The organism is Actinomycetota bacterium (genome assembly GCA_030682655.1).
GTDB lineage: Bacteria > Actinomycetota > Coriobacteriia > Anaerosomatales > JAUXNU01 > JAUXNU01.
This window is the reverse complement of record JAUXNU010000134.1, coordinates 34,582-47,843: the sequence shown is the minus strand read 5'-3', so window position 1 is coordinate 47,843 and position 13,262 is coordinate 34,582. Positions and strand designations below refer to the sequence as shown.

Below are 13,262 nucleotides of genomic sequence, written 5' to 3'. Positions count from 1 at the left end.
GGTGTTCCTTTCGCGTGGGGTCATGGAGGTCTTGTAACTCCCATTATCCCAGCTCAAAGGGTCACCGTCGCCTGTTTCAGGCAGGAAAGTCAGGCGCTTCGTGAAATTTCTAGGCTAGTAGCGCCGAGCGCGTCAGTCAATCCACCTCACGCGGTTGATCGGCGCGAATACCGCGATGGCTTTTCCAACCACCAGATCGAGCGGGACCGGGCCGAAGAAGCGGCTGTCGACCGAGTCAGGACGATTGTCGCCAAGGACGAAGAGGGTACCCTCGGGGACCGTGATCTCGTCGGTTGACACGTCGTCGGCGGACAGCTGAAGGGAGTATGATCCGCGTTCCGGTGCACCATTGACGATTGCTTCTCCCGATCGGACTTCGACAGTGTCTCCAGGAACCGCCACGACGCGCTTGAGAACCTCGTTCCTGGCGTCTTCCGGTGCCGCGCTGGCACTGAAGGCGATCACGTCGCCGCGGACCGGGCGCGAGTAGCCCTGGGTGATGAGCAGGTAGTCCCGGTCGTGCAGCGTCGGATACATGGAGAGCCCGTCAACCATCGCGGTCGTGTGCAGCACGGTGAACCACGAGACAACGGCTATGAGGAGAATCGACAGCGGGAACACCAGCCACAGTGCCCGGCGATCCGACGCGCTTCCTTCGCGCATGAACTCAAGCGGCATGTTCGACGCCTACTCGTGTCCGAACAGCGCGCGGGCGAACTGGTCTGCGACAAAGGGCCTGAGGTCGTCGATCCCCTCGCCAACGCCGATTCTAAGTATCGGGATCTGAAGTTCGCGTGCGATAGCCACGGCGATGCCGCCCTTGGCAGTGCCGTCGAGTTTGGTGAGCACGATGCCATCGACATCCAGCGCAGTGTCGAACTCCCGCGCCTGCACCAGTCCGTTCTGTCCTGTCGTCGCATCCATGACGAGAAGCACCCGCACCGGAACTGCACTCTGCTTTTCGGTGGCGCGTTTGACCTTCTGAAGCTCGCGCATCAAGTCCTTGGAAGTGTGCAGTCGACCAGCCGTATCGATCAGCGTCAAGTCCGTGCCGGAAGCCGCAGCCTGCGTCGCAGTTTCGAACGCCACGGCCGCCGGGTCCGATCCCCTGTCTCGCCGAACGACGGGCACCTCTGCGCGCTCAGCCCAGACGTCGAGTTGCTCGACCGCCGCAGCGCGAAACGTGTCCGCCGAGCCAAGGAGAACGCTGTGCCCGGCGTCGACTGTCTGCTTGGCAAGCTTGCCGACGGTGGTCGTCTTGCCGGTGCCGTTGACGCCGACGACGAGGACCGTGGCGGGGTACGAGCCGAGGAAGTCCTCGTAGGGCGGGAACTCGGCGGCGAGTTCCTCGGCCAGGTGATCGAGAACGGCGTGCGCATCGGGCAGCGCCTTGCGTGCGGCGGAGTCCTTGAGACGGGTGACGATCTCGGTAACTGCGGTGACACCCATGTCAGACCCGATGAGAGCGTCTTCGAGCTCTTCCCAGAAGGTCTCGTCAAGACCGGGCCCGCGACGGAGAAGAACGTTGAGATGCCCACCGAGCTGCTCGCGACTTCTGCTGAGACCGTCGCTGAGGCGCCTATACCAGGGCGTGGTCATCGGAGGCCTCCGGCTGCGGTAAGCGATCGAGCTTCTGGCTCACGACCTTGCTGACGCCGTCGGCCTGCATCGATACGCCGTAGAGAACGTCGGCCATCTCCATGGTCCGGCGCTGGTGGGTGACGATGATGAACTGGGTGTGAGCGCGCATGGTGTCGACGAACGCGATGAAGCGTCGCAGGTTCGTGTCGTCGAGTGCGGCTTCAACCTCGTCCAGGATGTAGAACGGGCACGGTCGGGTGCGGTACACCGCAAAGAGCAGTGCGAGTGCCGTGAGCGACTTCTCCCCCCCGGACATGAGGGACATCTTGGCGAGCTTCTTGCCGAGCGGCTGCGCGATGACCTCTACGCCGGTGTTCTCGGGGTCGTCCGGCTCGGTAAGGGCCAGCGAGGCGTGGCCACCGGGGAAGAGCACCGAGAAGACGTGCTGGAAGTGCGTGTCTACCTGCTCGAACGTCTCGAGGAAGCGCTCGCGGATCTTGCGGTCGATCGCCGCGACGACCTTTGAAAGCGCCTGACGGCTTCCGACGAGGTCTTCGATCTGCTCCGTGAGGAAGTCCCGCCGCGACTTCAGGGAGTCGTACTCCTGCATCGCGATGGGGTTCACGGGTCCCATGTTCTCGATACGTTTCCGCAGTCGATGTGCGGCGTCCCGCGTGCGATCCCGGTCCTCGATCGGCGGCGAGTCAAGGGCGACCTCGATGGAGATCCCGAGTTCCTGAACGATGCGGGCCACAGCAGCGTTCACCTGGACCTCCAGCTGACCCTTCTCTACCCTCAGATCGCTCATTACCGAGGAATGGCCCTCGATCTCGGTCTGGACGACTCTCACGGCATCCTGTGCCTCGTGGATCGTCGAACGCAGGGACTCGCTGTCTGCGGCCTCAAAACGTGCGCGGTCACGCAGCTTGACGGCCCAATGCTCCGCGCGCTCGAGAAGTGCGGCATAGAGGTCGTGGATCGGCTCTATGCGCTCGCGCAGCAGTTCGAGAGCCTCTTCGGTATCCCGGGACTGCACGACGGTGCGTTCGAGTTCAGCCAGTTCCGACGTGATGGCCGACACCTGTCGCTTGAGGTGCACCTCACGCTCCGAGACCGTAGCGATATCCACCTGGCACGACGAGAGACGCTCGTTGATGGCCGCTTCGTCGCGGAATCGGGCGTCGCGCGTCTCGCGTGCAGTGGCCGCCTCTTCCTCCAGGCGCTCGGAGTCGGCCGAAAGACGACCGATACGCTCACCAAGCGTGCGACGGGCAGGCTCATCCTTCGAGCAGCGATCAGCGATCTCCTTTTCGCGAGTAGCAAGACGATTCACCTCTTGATCGCTTCCGGTGAGCGACTGCTCGAGACGACCGATCTCTTCACGCAGCGAGGCGTGCTCGCCGGCCAGGCTTGCCAGCAGCTGTCCGATGTCCAGCGCGTCCTGTTGAGCGGCGGCGAGAGCGTCCTCGGCTTCGCCGACAACGGCTTCAGACGCGCCAACAGCGACGGTAAGCGACTCGACGTCGTCGCGCAGCTCATTGAGGCGTCGCTTGCGCGCGAGCACGCCGGCATTGTCCGCTACCACACCGCCAACGGTGATTTTGCCGGAAGGCCAGACGAGTTCTCCCGCAGGTGTTACGAATCGCGTTGTGTCAGCTGCCGACGCAGCGCTCAGCGCCTCCTCAAGCGACCCCACAAGGCGTATGTCGCCAAGGAGGGCATCCACAACGGGTCTGAGCTCGTCATCGCATGTGGCCAGCGACGAGAGGGCGACTCCGGGCAGTGTGTCGGAAGGCGGTCGGGTAGTGCGAAGGCCGTCGATCGGGATGAGCGTGGCGTCGCCCTCGGTCTCGGTGCGAAGCGCCCGTGCGATGTGGGCAGCGGAATCGGTGTTCCGAACGAGGAGTGCGAAGAGATCTGAGCCGAGGACCTGCTCCACGAGTCGTTCGTGCTCGGCACCCACGGAGATGCGCTCGGCAAGCGGGCCGATGAGACCCGGGAGCTCGCTTGCCTTGGCCAGCGCCCATGCCATTCCGGGAGAGGCTGTCGCGAACGCGCGATCCACCTCTTCGAGGCCTCGGATCTCGGCTCGCGCGGCCGTGAGGTCCTCGCGGCTCTCGGACAGGTCACGACGACGGCTTTCCAGGACACGCACCCGCTTGTCGACGTCAGCGTCGGCCAGCGCGCGTTCCTTGCGACGGTGCGAGAGGCCCGAGTCGAGTTGCTCGAGGCGAGCCCGCCGCGCGGAAAGCGTATTCGCTACCGCCGCACGCTCGTCACGGAGCGCATCAGTGCGCTGTGCGAGCAGCTCACTCTCGACCGTGGCCGAGGACAGGTCGTGAACGAGCGTGGAAAACTCGAGCCGCGCATCCTCGGTCTCCTTGCGGGTGCGGCGGATCTCGCCGGTGATGCGTGCCAGGTCCTGGTCGGCCGCAATGCGTTCCTTCTTGGTGGATTCGGTCTCGCGACGCAGTTCCGAGAGCTGGCTGTAGAGCGCCTTGAGTCGCGCATCGGTGCCCTGGCGTTCCTCGGCCAGGCGCTGGAGCTCCTCGGTGCGGACCACAGAGCGCGTTTCGCTGTGGTGAAGTTTCTGCCGCAACTCGGACAGGCGCCCGACGAGGTTCTTGCCCTTCTCCTCGAGAAGCAGCAAGCCGGAGTTGATACGCTCGAGGACCGACTGCAGGCGACGGCGCTGCTCGCCGAGATCGCCGACGAAGAGCCCCTTTTCCTCGAGAAGCGACTGGAACTTGCCGAGTTCCCGCTCCTTCTCGGCAAGGCGATAGCGGGCAAGGTCGATCTCGGCGTCCTGCTCCTTCTCGCGCTTGGTGATGTTGTCCCACGCGATTTGGAGTGAACGCAGGTCGTCGACTGCGAGCGAGACCTCGAGCTTCTTGAGCTCGCCGGTGAGTCCTGAGTGTTCCTGTGCTCTGTTCGCCTGTCGCTGGAGCGGTCGCAGCTGGCGATCGATCTCGCCCGCGACGTCCTTCGCGCGCTCGAGGTGCGCGTCCATGCCGGTGAGTTTGCGCAGTGCCCTTTCGCGGCGCTTCTTGTGTTTGAGTACGCCGGCGGCCTCTTCGATGAGCGCGCGACGATCCTCGGGGCGCGAGCTGAGAATCTCGTCGAGCTGCCCCTGGCTGATGATGGAATGCGTTCCGCGCCCGAGGCCCGAGTCGTGCAGCAACTCGTGGATGTCCATGAGCCGGCAAGGCGACTGGTTGACGAGGTACTCGCTCTCACCGCTGCGATACATCCGACGTGTGATCGTGACCTCGGTGAACTCGAGCGGAAGCGTCTCGTCGGAGTTGTCGAGCACGAGGTCGACCTCGGCCACGCCGACAGGCTGCCTGGCCGAGGAGCCGGCGAAGATGACGTCCTCCATCGCCTGACCGCGGAGTACTTTGGCAGACTGTTCGCCAAGGACCCACAGCACGGCGTCGGAGATGTTCGACTTGCCCGAGCCGTTGGGTCCAACGACCACGGTGACCCCGGGTTCGAGCACGAGGACGCCCTTGTCAGCGAAGGACTTGAAGCCTTTGAGTATGAGCGACTTGAGGTGCAATCAGGCTCTCTCCGACAGGCGATCTGCGACACGGAACCCACACGCCCGACGGCGTGCGGAAACGAGCTGGATTCTACCACAGCGGAACCATGCGGAGCGGGAAGAAGGCGCTGGTTCAGGAGCTTTCGAACTGGCCGAGGGCCTCACGCGCTGCGTTCATCTCGGCCTCCTTCTTGGAATGGCCCGATCCGGAGCCCAGGGGACGTCCGTCGATCAGAACGGTGGCCACGAACGAGCGGTCGTGGGGAGGGCCTTCCTCGGCCACGATGCGGTACTCGGGGGCTTTGCCGTGTGCCTGTGTGATCTCCTGAAGTCGCGATTTGGGATGCTCGAGCGACTCGATCGAGCTCTCCTCGATGCGATCGCCGAGCACGCCAAGGATGAACTCCCGGGCGGTATCGAGACCGCCGTCGAGATAGAGCGCGCCGCAGGTGGCCTCGAAGACGTTCTCCAGGGCCGAGGCCATACCCCGCCCGCCTGTCCCGATCTCGCTGTCCCCGAGGAGAAGCAGATCTGCGAGCCCGAGCTCGCGTGCTGTTGCTGCGAGCGTTGTCCCGGCTACCAGCGAGACCTTGAGCTTCGTCATGGCGCCTTCGGGCATCTCCGGAGAACGCGCGTAGATGGCTTCGACGATGACAAGACCCAGTACGGCATCGCCAAGGAACTCCAGGCGCTCGTAGTCGTGGGTGGCGTGAGGTTCATCGCTGAACGACGGATGAGTAAGCGCGAGCTCAAGTAGTCCGGGATCGGAGAAGCTGTGTCCAATGATGTGCTGGGCTTCGGAAAGGCGCTCATCGAGCGGGCGTCCGTTGACGGGACGCGTCATGGTCTTGCGAAGACGAGTGTCGCGTTGTGGCCCCCGAACCCGAACGAGTTGCTCATCAGGGCATCGATGCGCGTATTCCGGGCGACATTCGGGACGTAGTCGAGATCACAGCCGGGGTCAGGATCGGTGAGGTTGATCGTCGGTGGCAGCATCTCGTTGACGAGCGCCTGAACGGATATCACAGCTTCGAGAGCGCCGGCTCCACCCAGCAGATGTCCCGTCATCGATTTCGTTGAAGACACCGGAGGGGCGTCGCTGCCGAACACCTCCTTGATCGCGCCTGTTTCGGCGAGGTCTCCGAGCTGAGTCGATGTTCCGTGTGCGTTGATGTAGCCGATATCGCCGGCGGCAAGCCCGGACTGGTCGAGTGCGTGCAGCATCGCGCGACATGCGCCGTTGCCATCGGGTGCCGGTGCAGTGATGTGGTAGGCATCCGCCGTTGCTCCATAGCCGACGAGTTCGGCGTATACGCGAGCTCCGCGCGCGAGGGCCATGTCCATGTCTTCAAGGACGAGAATGCCGCCGCCCTCGCCCATCACGAAACCATCGCGACCGGAGTCGAACGGCCGCGACGCGCCCTGCGGGTCGTCGTTGCGGGTGGACAGCGCGCGAGCCGCGCAGAAGCCGGCCATACCCAGGGGCGTGACACCGCAGTCGAAGCCGCCGGCGATGACTACGTCGGCCTGTCCTCGGCGGATGGCCTCTCCCGCCTCGCCGATGGCGTGGTTGCCGGTCGAACACGCAGAGACGGGAGCGTAGTTGACGCCGCGAGCGCCGAGACGGATGGAGATGTGACCCGCCGCAAGGTCGACGATCATCATCGGGACGAGGAACGGGCTGATCTTCTTCGGACCGCGCTCGTGCAGTACGCGAGACTGCTCCTCCATGGTGTACAGACCACCGATGCCCGAACCGACGATCACGCCGACCCGGTCGGCGTTGCTGTCGTCGATGACGAGTCCGGCATCGGCAACCGCCTCATCGGCGGCCTTGACCGCGAACTGCTGGAAGCGGGACATGCGACGGGACTCCTTGGCGTCGATGAATACCGTGGGGTCCCACCCGTCTACGGTGCCGGCGAACTGAGTAGCGTATTCGGAGACATCGAACTCCGTGACAGGACCTATCCCGCTACGGCCTGCCGCGATTCCCTCCCAGGTCGCGGCGACACCGACTCCAAGAGGTGAGACAGCGCCGAGTCCGGTGACGGCGACTCTTCTCATCAGTTCGCTCCTTCGGTCGCGGCCTTCCACTGCGTGACGAGCCTGTCCATCAGCTCGGAGACCGCGGGGATGTCGTGCACGCGCGCAGCCGTCGTCCCGGCGAAGATGAGTCCGTCCTCCATGTCGCCCTGCTGCGCTTTGACGAGCTTGTCGATGATGCAGTAGTCCTTGCCGCAGTCCTTGAGGCAGACAATACACTTCTCGATGCGGGGATAGTCCCCCCTTTCGAGGCGGCGTGTGAACGTGCTCCGAATCGCACGCCCGGGAAGGCCGACCGGACTCTTGACGATAACGATGTCGTCATCGCCGGCATCCACGTAGAGCTGCTTGAATGCATCACTTGCCGAGGACTCCCGGGTCGCCGCGAAACGCGACCCCATCTGGACTCCCGCAGCACCCATGTCGAGGATCTCCTTGATGTCGGCCCCGTCTGCGATACCCCCCGCGCCGATGACTGGAATCGTCACGGAGTCGAGAATCCTTGGAAGCAGCTGCTTGAGGGGTTCGTCGGTGCCAAGGTGCCCGCCGGCTTCGACTCCCTCGACGATGACTGCCGAGGCGCCGAAGCGTTGGGATAGCTTGGCGACTCGCTCCGATCCGACGATGGGAACCATCGGAACGTCGGCTTCGGCACACCACGAGAAGACGTCTCGGGAGAAGCCCGCGCCGGCGACCACAAGGTCGATACCTTCGGCGAGAGCGGCCTGAACCAGGTCTCTGAACTTGCGGACGGCAACCATGATGTTGACGCCGATGACGCCGTTTGTCGCGGCCCGCGCGGCGCGTATCTCCTCGCGCAGTTCATCGACGTCCAGCCCGGAACCGGCGATCAGCCCGATCCCGCCGGCCTCGGCGACTGCTGAAGCAAGCGGAGCCATGGATATCCTGACGGCCATCCCGCCCTGGATGATGGGCAGTCGCGCCGTCTGATTCCCTATGGTGAGATGCGGCATCTCCACGTGGATAGGACCTTCCTGTGAGACAGGCGTCAGGCGAAGCCAGACCGGCCCGCCTGACGCCTGCGACATTCGAACTATGCGTTCGCGACGATGTAGTTGACGGCATCGCCGACGGTCTTGATGGACTCGGCCTCCTCGTCAGGGATCGAGACACCGAAGCTCTCCTCGAGTGCCATGACAAGCTCCACGATGTCGAGCGAGTCGGCACCAAGGTCATCAACGAACGACGAATCCTCGTTGACGTCTGCCTCGTCCACGTTGAGTTGCTCGACGATGACGTCCTTCACCTTGTCGAAGATCTCCTCGTGTTCCATGGAAACGAACACCTCCTTCCCGTCGGGCGTTTGTCGTATTGCGTTCGCGGGACACTTTAGACGAAGGTCATGCCCCCGTCGACAGCTAGGACCTGTCCGGTGACATATCGGGCGTCATCGGAGGCGAGAAACGCTACGGCTGCGGCAACGTCCTCGGGAGTGCCGAACGCTCCCAGAGCAATCTGGTTCCGGGCCAGGTCGCGCACAGCCTCGGGCAGCTCCGAGGTCATGTCAGTCTCGATGAAGCCTGGAGCGACTGCGTTGGCTCGGACACCCCGGCTGGCGAGCTCGCGAGCCACGGACTTGGTGAGTCCGATAACGCCTGCCTTCGCAGCGGCATAGTTCACCTGACCTGCGTTTCCGACAAGGCCGATGACGGACGTGATGTTCACGATGGAACCGGAGCGCTGCTTCATCAGGTGCCTCCCGGCGGCGCGACAGACACCGAACACGCCTCCGAGATTGGTGTCGATGACGGTGCGCCAATCATCGTCGCTCATCCGGACCAGGAGTCCGTCGCGGGCGATTCCGGCGTTGTTGACAACGATGTCGAGGCCCCCGAGTTGTCCGATCACGTCTTCGACCAGTGCCGTGGAAGCCGCAGGGTCGCTCACGTCGGCTTGAAACGCCACAGCGCGACCCCCACCGGCTACGATTCTCTCAACGACACTCGCCGCGGCTTCGGCGTTGCCCGCGTAGTTCACCGCAACGGTGGCACCTTCCTTGGCCAGACGAAGGGCGATCGCGGCACCGATGCCTCGTGAAGCGCCGGTGACCAAGGCCACCTTGCCTGTGAGATCCGCCATCAGGAAACCTCCTCGACGACTCGTTCGATACCGGATTCTTCCACAGACACGGCCGAGAGGGACTCATAGTTCCGAACGAGACCCTTGAGGACCGAGCCCGGTCCGGCCTCGACAACGACGGTGGGTCCGTCCGCGACCAACGCCTGCATGGTCTCGGTCCAGCGTACAGGAGCCGTGATCTGGCCGGTGAGTCGCTCGCGGATCGCCTGGCCATCGGTGGCCGGAGAGGGGTCCGTGTTCTGAAGCACCGGGATCGTGGCGTTCTTGAACTCGGTCTCGACGAGGATCTCGGCGAAGGCCGCGCGCGCGGGCTCCATCATCGGCGAGTGGAAGGGGCCGGCGACATTGAGAGGAACGACACGCCGGGCGCCGACGTCCAAGAGCCGCAGGGTCGCCGCTTCGACACCCTCGTGCGAGCCGGAGATGACCACCTGACTCGGCGAGTTGTCGTTCGCGACCCACACTTGATCGACGGTGGCCAGGGTGTCGGCGATGACGTCGGCAGACACGCCAAGGACGGCGGCCATCGTTCCAGGCGCCGACGCAGCGGTAGTCGCCATGAGCTTCGAGCGTTCGATGACGAGCTCCAGACCGGCCTCAACTGATACGACGCCACCTATCGCGAGAGCAGCAAGCTCCCCGAGGCTGTGACCGGCGAGCAGTTCCGGGACCACTTGGGATTCGAGAAGAGCGACCGCCCAGGCCCAGTCGGTCAGGTACAGCAGCGGCTGGGCGACACGAGTGTCGGCGAGTTCCTCGGCCTGCCCGAGACGCGCAATCGTGCGCAGCTCCAGACCGGACAATGCTTCCGCGGCGTCAAGCAGCCGCTCGAGCGCGTCGTTCTCCGGGACGGCGTCGAGCATCCCGGCCCGCTGAGACCCCTGGCCAGGGAAGACGAACGCCGTGCGAACGAAGGTCATCCGATCTCCCTACCGAGGAAGGGCGCCCATGCGCCTCATGACTTCTTCGGCCTCAGCGATCATCGTGAGGATGATCTCCTCGGCAGGCATTATGTCATCGACCATCGACGCGCACTGGCCGGCCATGAGACTCCCCATTTGCAGGTCGCCTTCCCGCATCGCGAGTGCAAGCTTGCCGCTCCCAAGCGCTTCGATCTCGTCGACCTTGCTAGCGCGATCGAGCTCCTCGATCATCTTCGAGAGTCTGTTCTTGAGGACGCGCACGGGATGGCCTGTCGAGTAGCCGGTCACGGTCGTGTCGCGGTCTTTGGCCTTGATGATGCGTTCCTTGACCGAGTCGTGAATGGTGCACTCCGTGGCGCACATGAACCTCGTGCCTACCTGGACACCTTCGGCGCCCAGGGCGAATACCGCGGCAACTCCCCTGCCGTCGGCGATTCCGCCAGCTGCCACGACAGGAACATCCAGCGCGTCGACCAGCTGCGGAGTCAGGACCATCGTGGTCAGCTCACCGATGTGGCCGCCCGCCTCCATGCCCTCCCCTATGATCGCGTCGGCTCCAACGCGCTCAAGGCGCTTGGCGAGTGCGGTCGACGGAGCGATCGGCAGCACCTTGATGCCGTGCTCCTTGAGGGAAGTCATGTAGGGCGCGGGATTGCCCGCGCCGGTAGTCACGACGGGAACGTTCTCGTCGAGCACGACCTGCACGAGTTCGTCGATATGAGGCGTAAGGAGCATCAGGTTGACGCCGAAAGGCCTGTCTGTCGCGGCCTTGGTCATGCGGACCTGCTCGCGAAGGGCGTCCGTCGGCATGTGGCCTGCGCCGATGATCCCGAGTCCGCCGGCGTTGCTGACCGCAGACGCAAGCTCCGCCGTTGCCGTCCACGCCATGCCGCCCTGGATGATCGGATACTCGATGCCCAGCAGCTCTGTGAGCCGGGTGTGCAGGGCCATCTACGCCTCCTTGTTCGGTGATGCCTTGGTCCAGCGTACGATGGCCGCGCCCCAGGTGAGACCGGCTCCGAAGCCGACAAGGGCGACCACGTCACCGGGCGCAAGATGCCCGCAAGTATACATGTCGTCGAGGGCCAACGGTATCGAGGCCGCCGACGTGTTGCCTGTGCCCTCGACGTTTGAGAACACGCGAGATTCCGGAATGCCGAGACGCTCGGCGATCGTCGAGATTATGCGCTGGTTGGCCTGATGTGGGACCAGCCACGACAGGTCGTCGACACTGAGTCCGGAAGCCGCAAGCGCCTCGTTCGTCACCGCCGGAATCGCACGCACGGCAAACTTGAAGACCTCGTTGCCGTTCATCTGAATCGTAGTCTCGTGAGCCTCGACACGCTCGCAAGTCGCCGGTGCGGCACTACCGCCCGCGGGGATAGTGAGGAGATCCGCCCCTTCCCCGTCTGCGCCAAGCACTATTCCAAGAACACCCGGGTCGTCGCCCGCGCTCAGTACGACCGCTCCGGCACCATCACCGAAGAGGACGCACGTGCCCCTGTCGGTGAAGTCCACGAAACGTGTGAGAGCGTCCGCGCCGACGACGAGCACGATCTTCGCGCGCCCTGACTCGATTGCCGAGACACCGGCGCTGAGCGCATAGACGAATCCAGTGCAGGCGGCGTTGACGTCGAAAGCCGCGCAGGTCATACCAAGCCGGGCCTGGACGAGACACGCGGTGGATGGCATGAGCATGTCGGGAGTCGATGTACCGACGATCAGAAGGTCCACTGCAGCCGGAGCAACCCCGGAGTCGGATAGCGCTCTTGCGGCCGCCTCGGTCGCAAGATGCGAGGTCGCCTGGCCGTCTGCCACAATACGCCGCTCGCGGATGCCCGTGCGGCTGACGATCCAATCGTCGGAAGTGTCAACCATGTGCTCGAGGTCGGAGTTCGTGAGCCGCCTGTCCGGCAGGTACGAGCCGACGCCGATGATCTCGGCATAACGGGTCATGACTGAGTAGGTCTCCTTGGATGTCGAAGGCCGGGGGCTGGATGTCCGAGTAGTGTACACATGCACGCAACGCTACGAAAGGGCATCAGGACGGTCCTGTTATCGCTCCGGCGATCCGTTCCGTGAGCCCTCCGCGCGCCGCCTGCGCTGCGACGCGGATGGCGGACGCGACCGCGCGTGCGCCGGAGCTTCCGTGGCCGATGATGCATATACCGTTGACCCCGAGCAGCGGAGCTCCGCCATACGTGTCCGGGTCAAGCTCGTCCCTGAGCGCCTGCAACGAGGGCTTCAGCACGGCCGCTGCAAGTGAGTTCAGCACGCCCGACGTCATCGCGGCCTTCACTTCGCCAAGGAGCGTCCGGGACAGCCCTTCGAGCAGTTTGAGCGCGATGTTGCCGGTGAACCCGTCGGTGACGATGACATCGACGACACCGGTCGTGACATCGCGCCCTTCGATGTTGCCCGCGAAGCCTCCGACCGACTCAGCCATGAGAGCATGTGCCTCCTGAGCCAGCAGCGAGCCCTTCGTGGCCTCCTCGCCGATATTGAGCAGTCCTACCCGCGGCGATTCAAGTCCGAGAACGGTTGTAGCGTATGCGCTGCCCATGTGCGCGAACTGGAGAAGATTCTCCGCCTTGCAGTCGGCATTGGCGCCGACATCAAGCAAGACCGTGGGAGTCCCTCCGGTAGGAATGACCGTCGCGATCGCCGGCCGGGAGACACCGCGAATCCGCCCCATGACGAGGGTCGCTGCTGCCATGCAGGCTCCGGTGGAACCTGCCGAGAAGAAGGCGTCGGCCTCGCCGTCGCGCACGAGCCGACACCCGACCACGACCGACGAGTCCTTCTTCGCACGTACGGAGTTGGCCGGGTGCTCGTCCATCGCGATAACCTCGGTGGTCGGGTGCGCCTCGACACGATCGCGTGATGAGGCGAAGGGGCCAACGATTCCCACATCGCCCGTCAGCACGACAACGAGGTCGGGATCGACAGCCAGTGCATCGTCCACGCCTTCGAGGATCTTGTCGGGAGCGTGGTCCCCGCCCATGACATCAACGCACACTCGCGCCGTGCGCCGCTCGACCATGTCTTCTCCCGTGTTGAGTGAATCGTTT

General features: G+C 64.3%; 12 protein-coding genes. All 12 read right to left on the bottom strand.

The features are described 5' to 3' along the window. Positions 1-132: 132 nt before the first annotated feature. A complete protein-coding gene (gene lepB / locus Q8K99_08560) occupies positions 133-678 on the bottom strand; it encodes a signal peptidase I (protein MDP2182604.1) in 546 nt (181 codons plus the stop codon). A 9-nt stretch (positions 679-687) separates the two neighbouring features. Then, positions 688-1,599 carry a signal recognition particle-docking protein FtsY gene (gene ftsY / locus Q8K99_08555; GenBank protein ID MDP2182603.1) on the bottom strand — a complete coding sequence of 304 codons (912 nt, stop codon included), beginning with the start codon at positions 1,597-1,599 and terminating at the stop codon, positions 688-690. Beyond that, positions 1,580-5,140, bottom strand: coding sequence for a chromosome segregation protein SMC (gene smc, locus Q8K99_08550; protein MDP2182602.1), 3,561 nt, complete (start codon positions 5,138-5,140; stop codon positions 1,580-1,582). The genes ftsY and smc overlap by 20 nt, the downstream gene beginning before the upstream one ends. Before the next feature lie 115 nt (positions 5,141-5,255). After that, entirely contained in the window at positions 5,256-5,966 is a 711-nt protein-coding gene (rnc, locus tag Q8K99_08545) for a ribonuclease III (GenBank protein MDP2182601.1), read from the bottom strand. Then, entirely contained in the window at positions 5,963-7,189 is a 1,227-nt protein-coding gene (fabF, locus tag Q8K99_08540; GenBank protein ID MDP2182600.1) for a beta-ketoacyl-ACP synthase II, read from the bottom strand. Before fabF ends, rnc begins: the two co-directional genes overlap by 4 nt. Next, complete coding sequence (locus tag Q8K99_08535; GenBank protein ID MDP2182599.1) at positions 7,189-8,148, bottom strand: nitronate monooxygenase; 960 nt, start codon at positions 8,146-8,148, stop codon at positions 7,189-7,191. Before Q8K99_08535 ends, fabF begins: the two co-directional genes overlap by 1 nt. Before the next feature lie 74 nt (positions 8,149-8,222). Then, on the bottom strand, positions 8,223-8,462 hold the full coding sequence (acpP, locus tag Q8K99_08530) for an acyl carrier protein (protein ID MDP2182598.1): 240 nt from the start codon (positions 8,460-8,462) through the stop codon (positions 8,223-8,225). Between the two features lie 56 nt (positions 8,463-8,518). Next, positions 8,519-9,268 (bottom strand): 3-oxoacyl-[acyl-carrier-protein] reductase, encoded by a 750-nt coding sequence (gene fabG, locus Q8K99_08525; GenBank protein MDP2182597.1) that lies wholly within the window; start codon positions 9,266-9,268, stop codon positions 8,519-8,521. Continuing rightward, positions 9,268-10,188 (bottom strand): ACP S-malonyltransferase, encoded by a 921-nt coding sequence (gene fabD / locus Q8K99_08520; protein MDP2182596.1) that lies wholly within the window; start codon positions 10,186-10,188, stop codon positions 9,268-9,270. Before fabD ends, fabG begins: the two co-directional genes overlap by 1 nt. A gap of 9 nt (positions 10,189-10,197) precedes the next feature. Continuing rightward, the gene (fabK, locus tag Q8K99_08515; GenBank protein MDP2182595.1) at positions 10,198-11,142 is read right to left on the bottom strand and encodes an enoyl-[acyl-carrier-protein] reductase FabK; all 945 of its coding nucleotides are present in this window, start codon (positions 11,140-11,142) and stop codon (positions 10,198-10,200) included. Continuing rightward, positions 11,143-12,147 (bottom strand): beta-ketoacyl-ACP synthase III, encoded by a 1,005-nt coding sequence (locus Q8K99_08510; protein ID MDP2182594.1) that lies wholly within the window; start codon positions 12,145-12,147, stop codon positions 11,143-11,145. An 85-nt stretch (positions 12,148-12,232) separates the two neighbouring features. Beyond that, a complete protein-coding gene (gene plsX / locus Q8K99_08505) occupies positions 12,233-13,234 on the bottom strand; it encodes a phosphate acyltransferase PlsX (protein MDP2182593.1) in 1,002 nt (333 codons plus the stop codon). Positions 13,235-13,262: the final 28 nt, after the last annotated feature.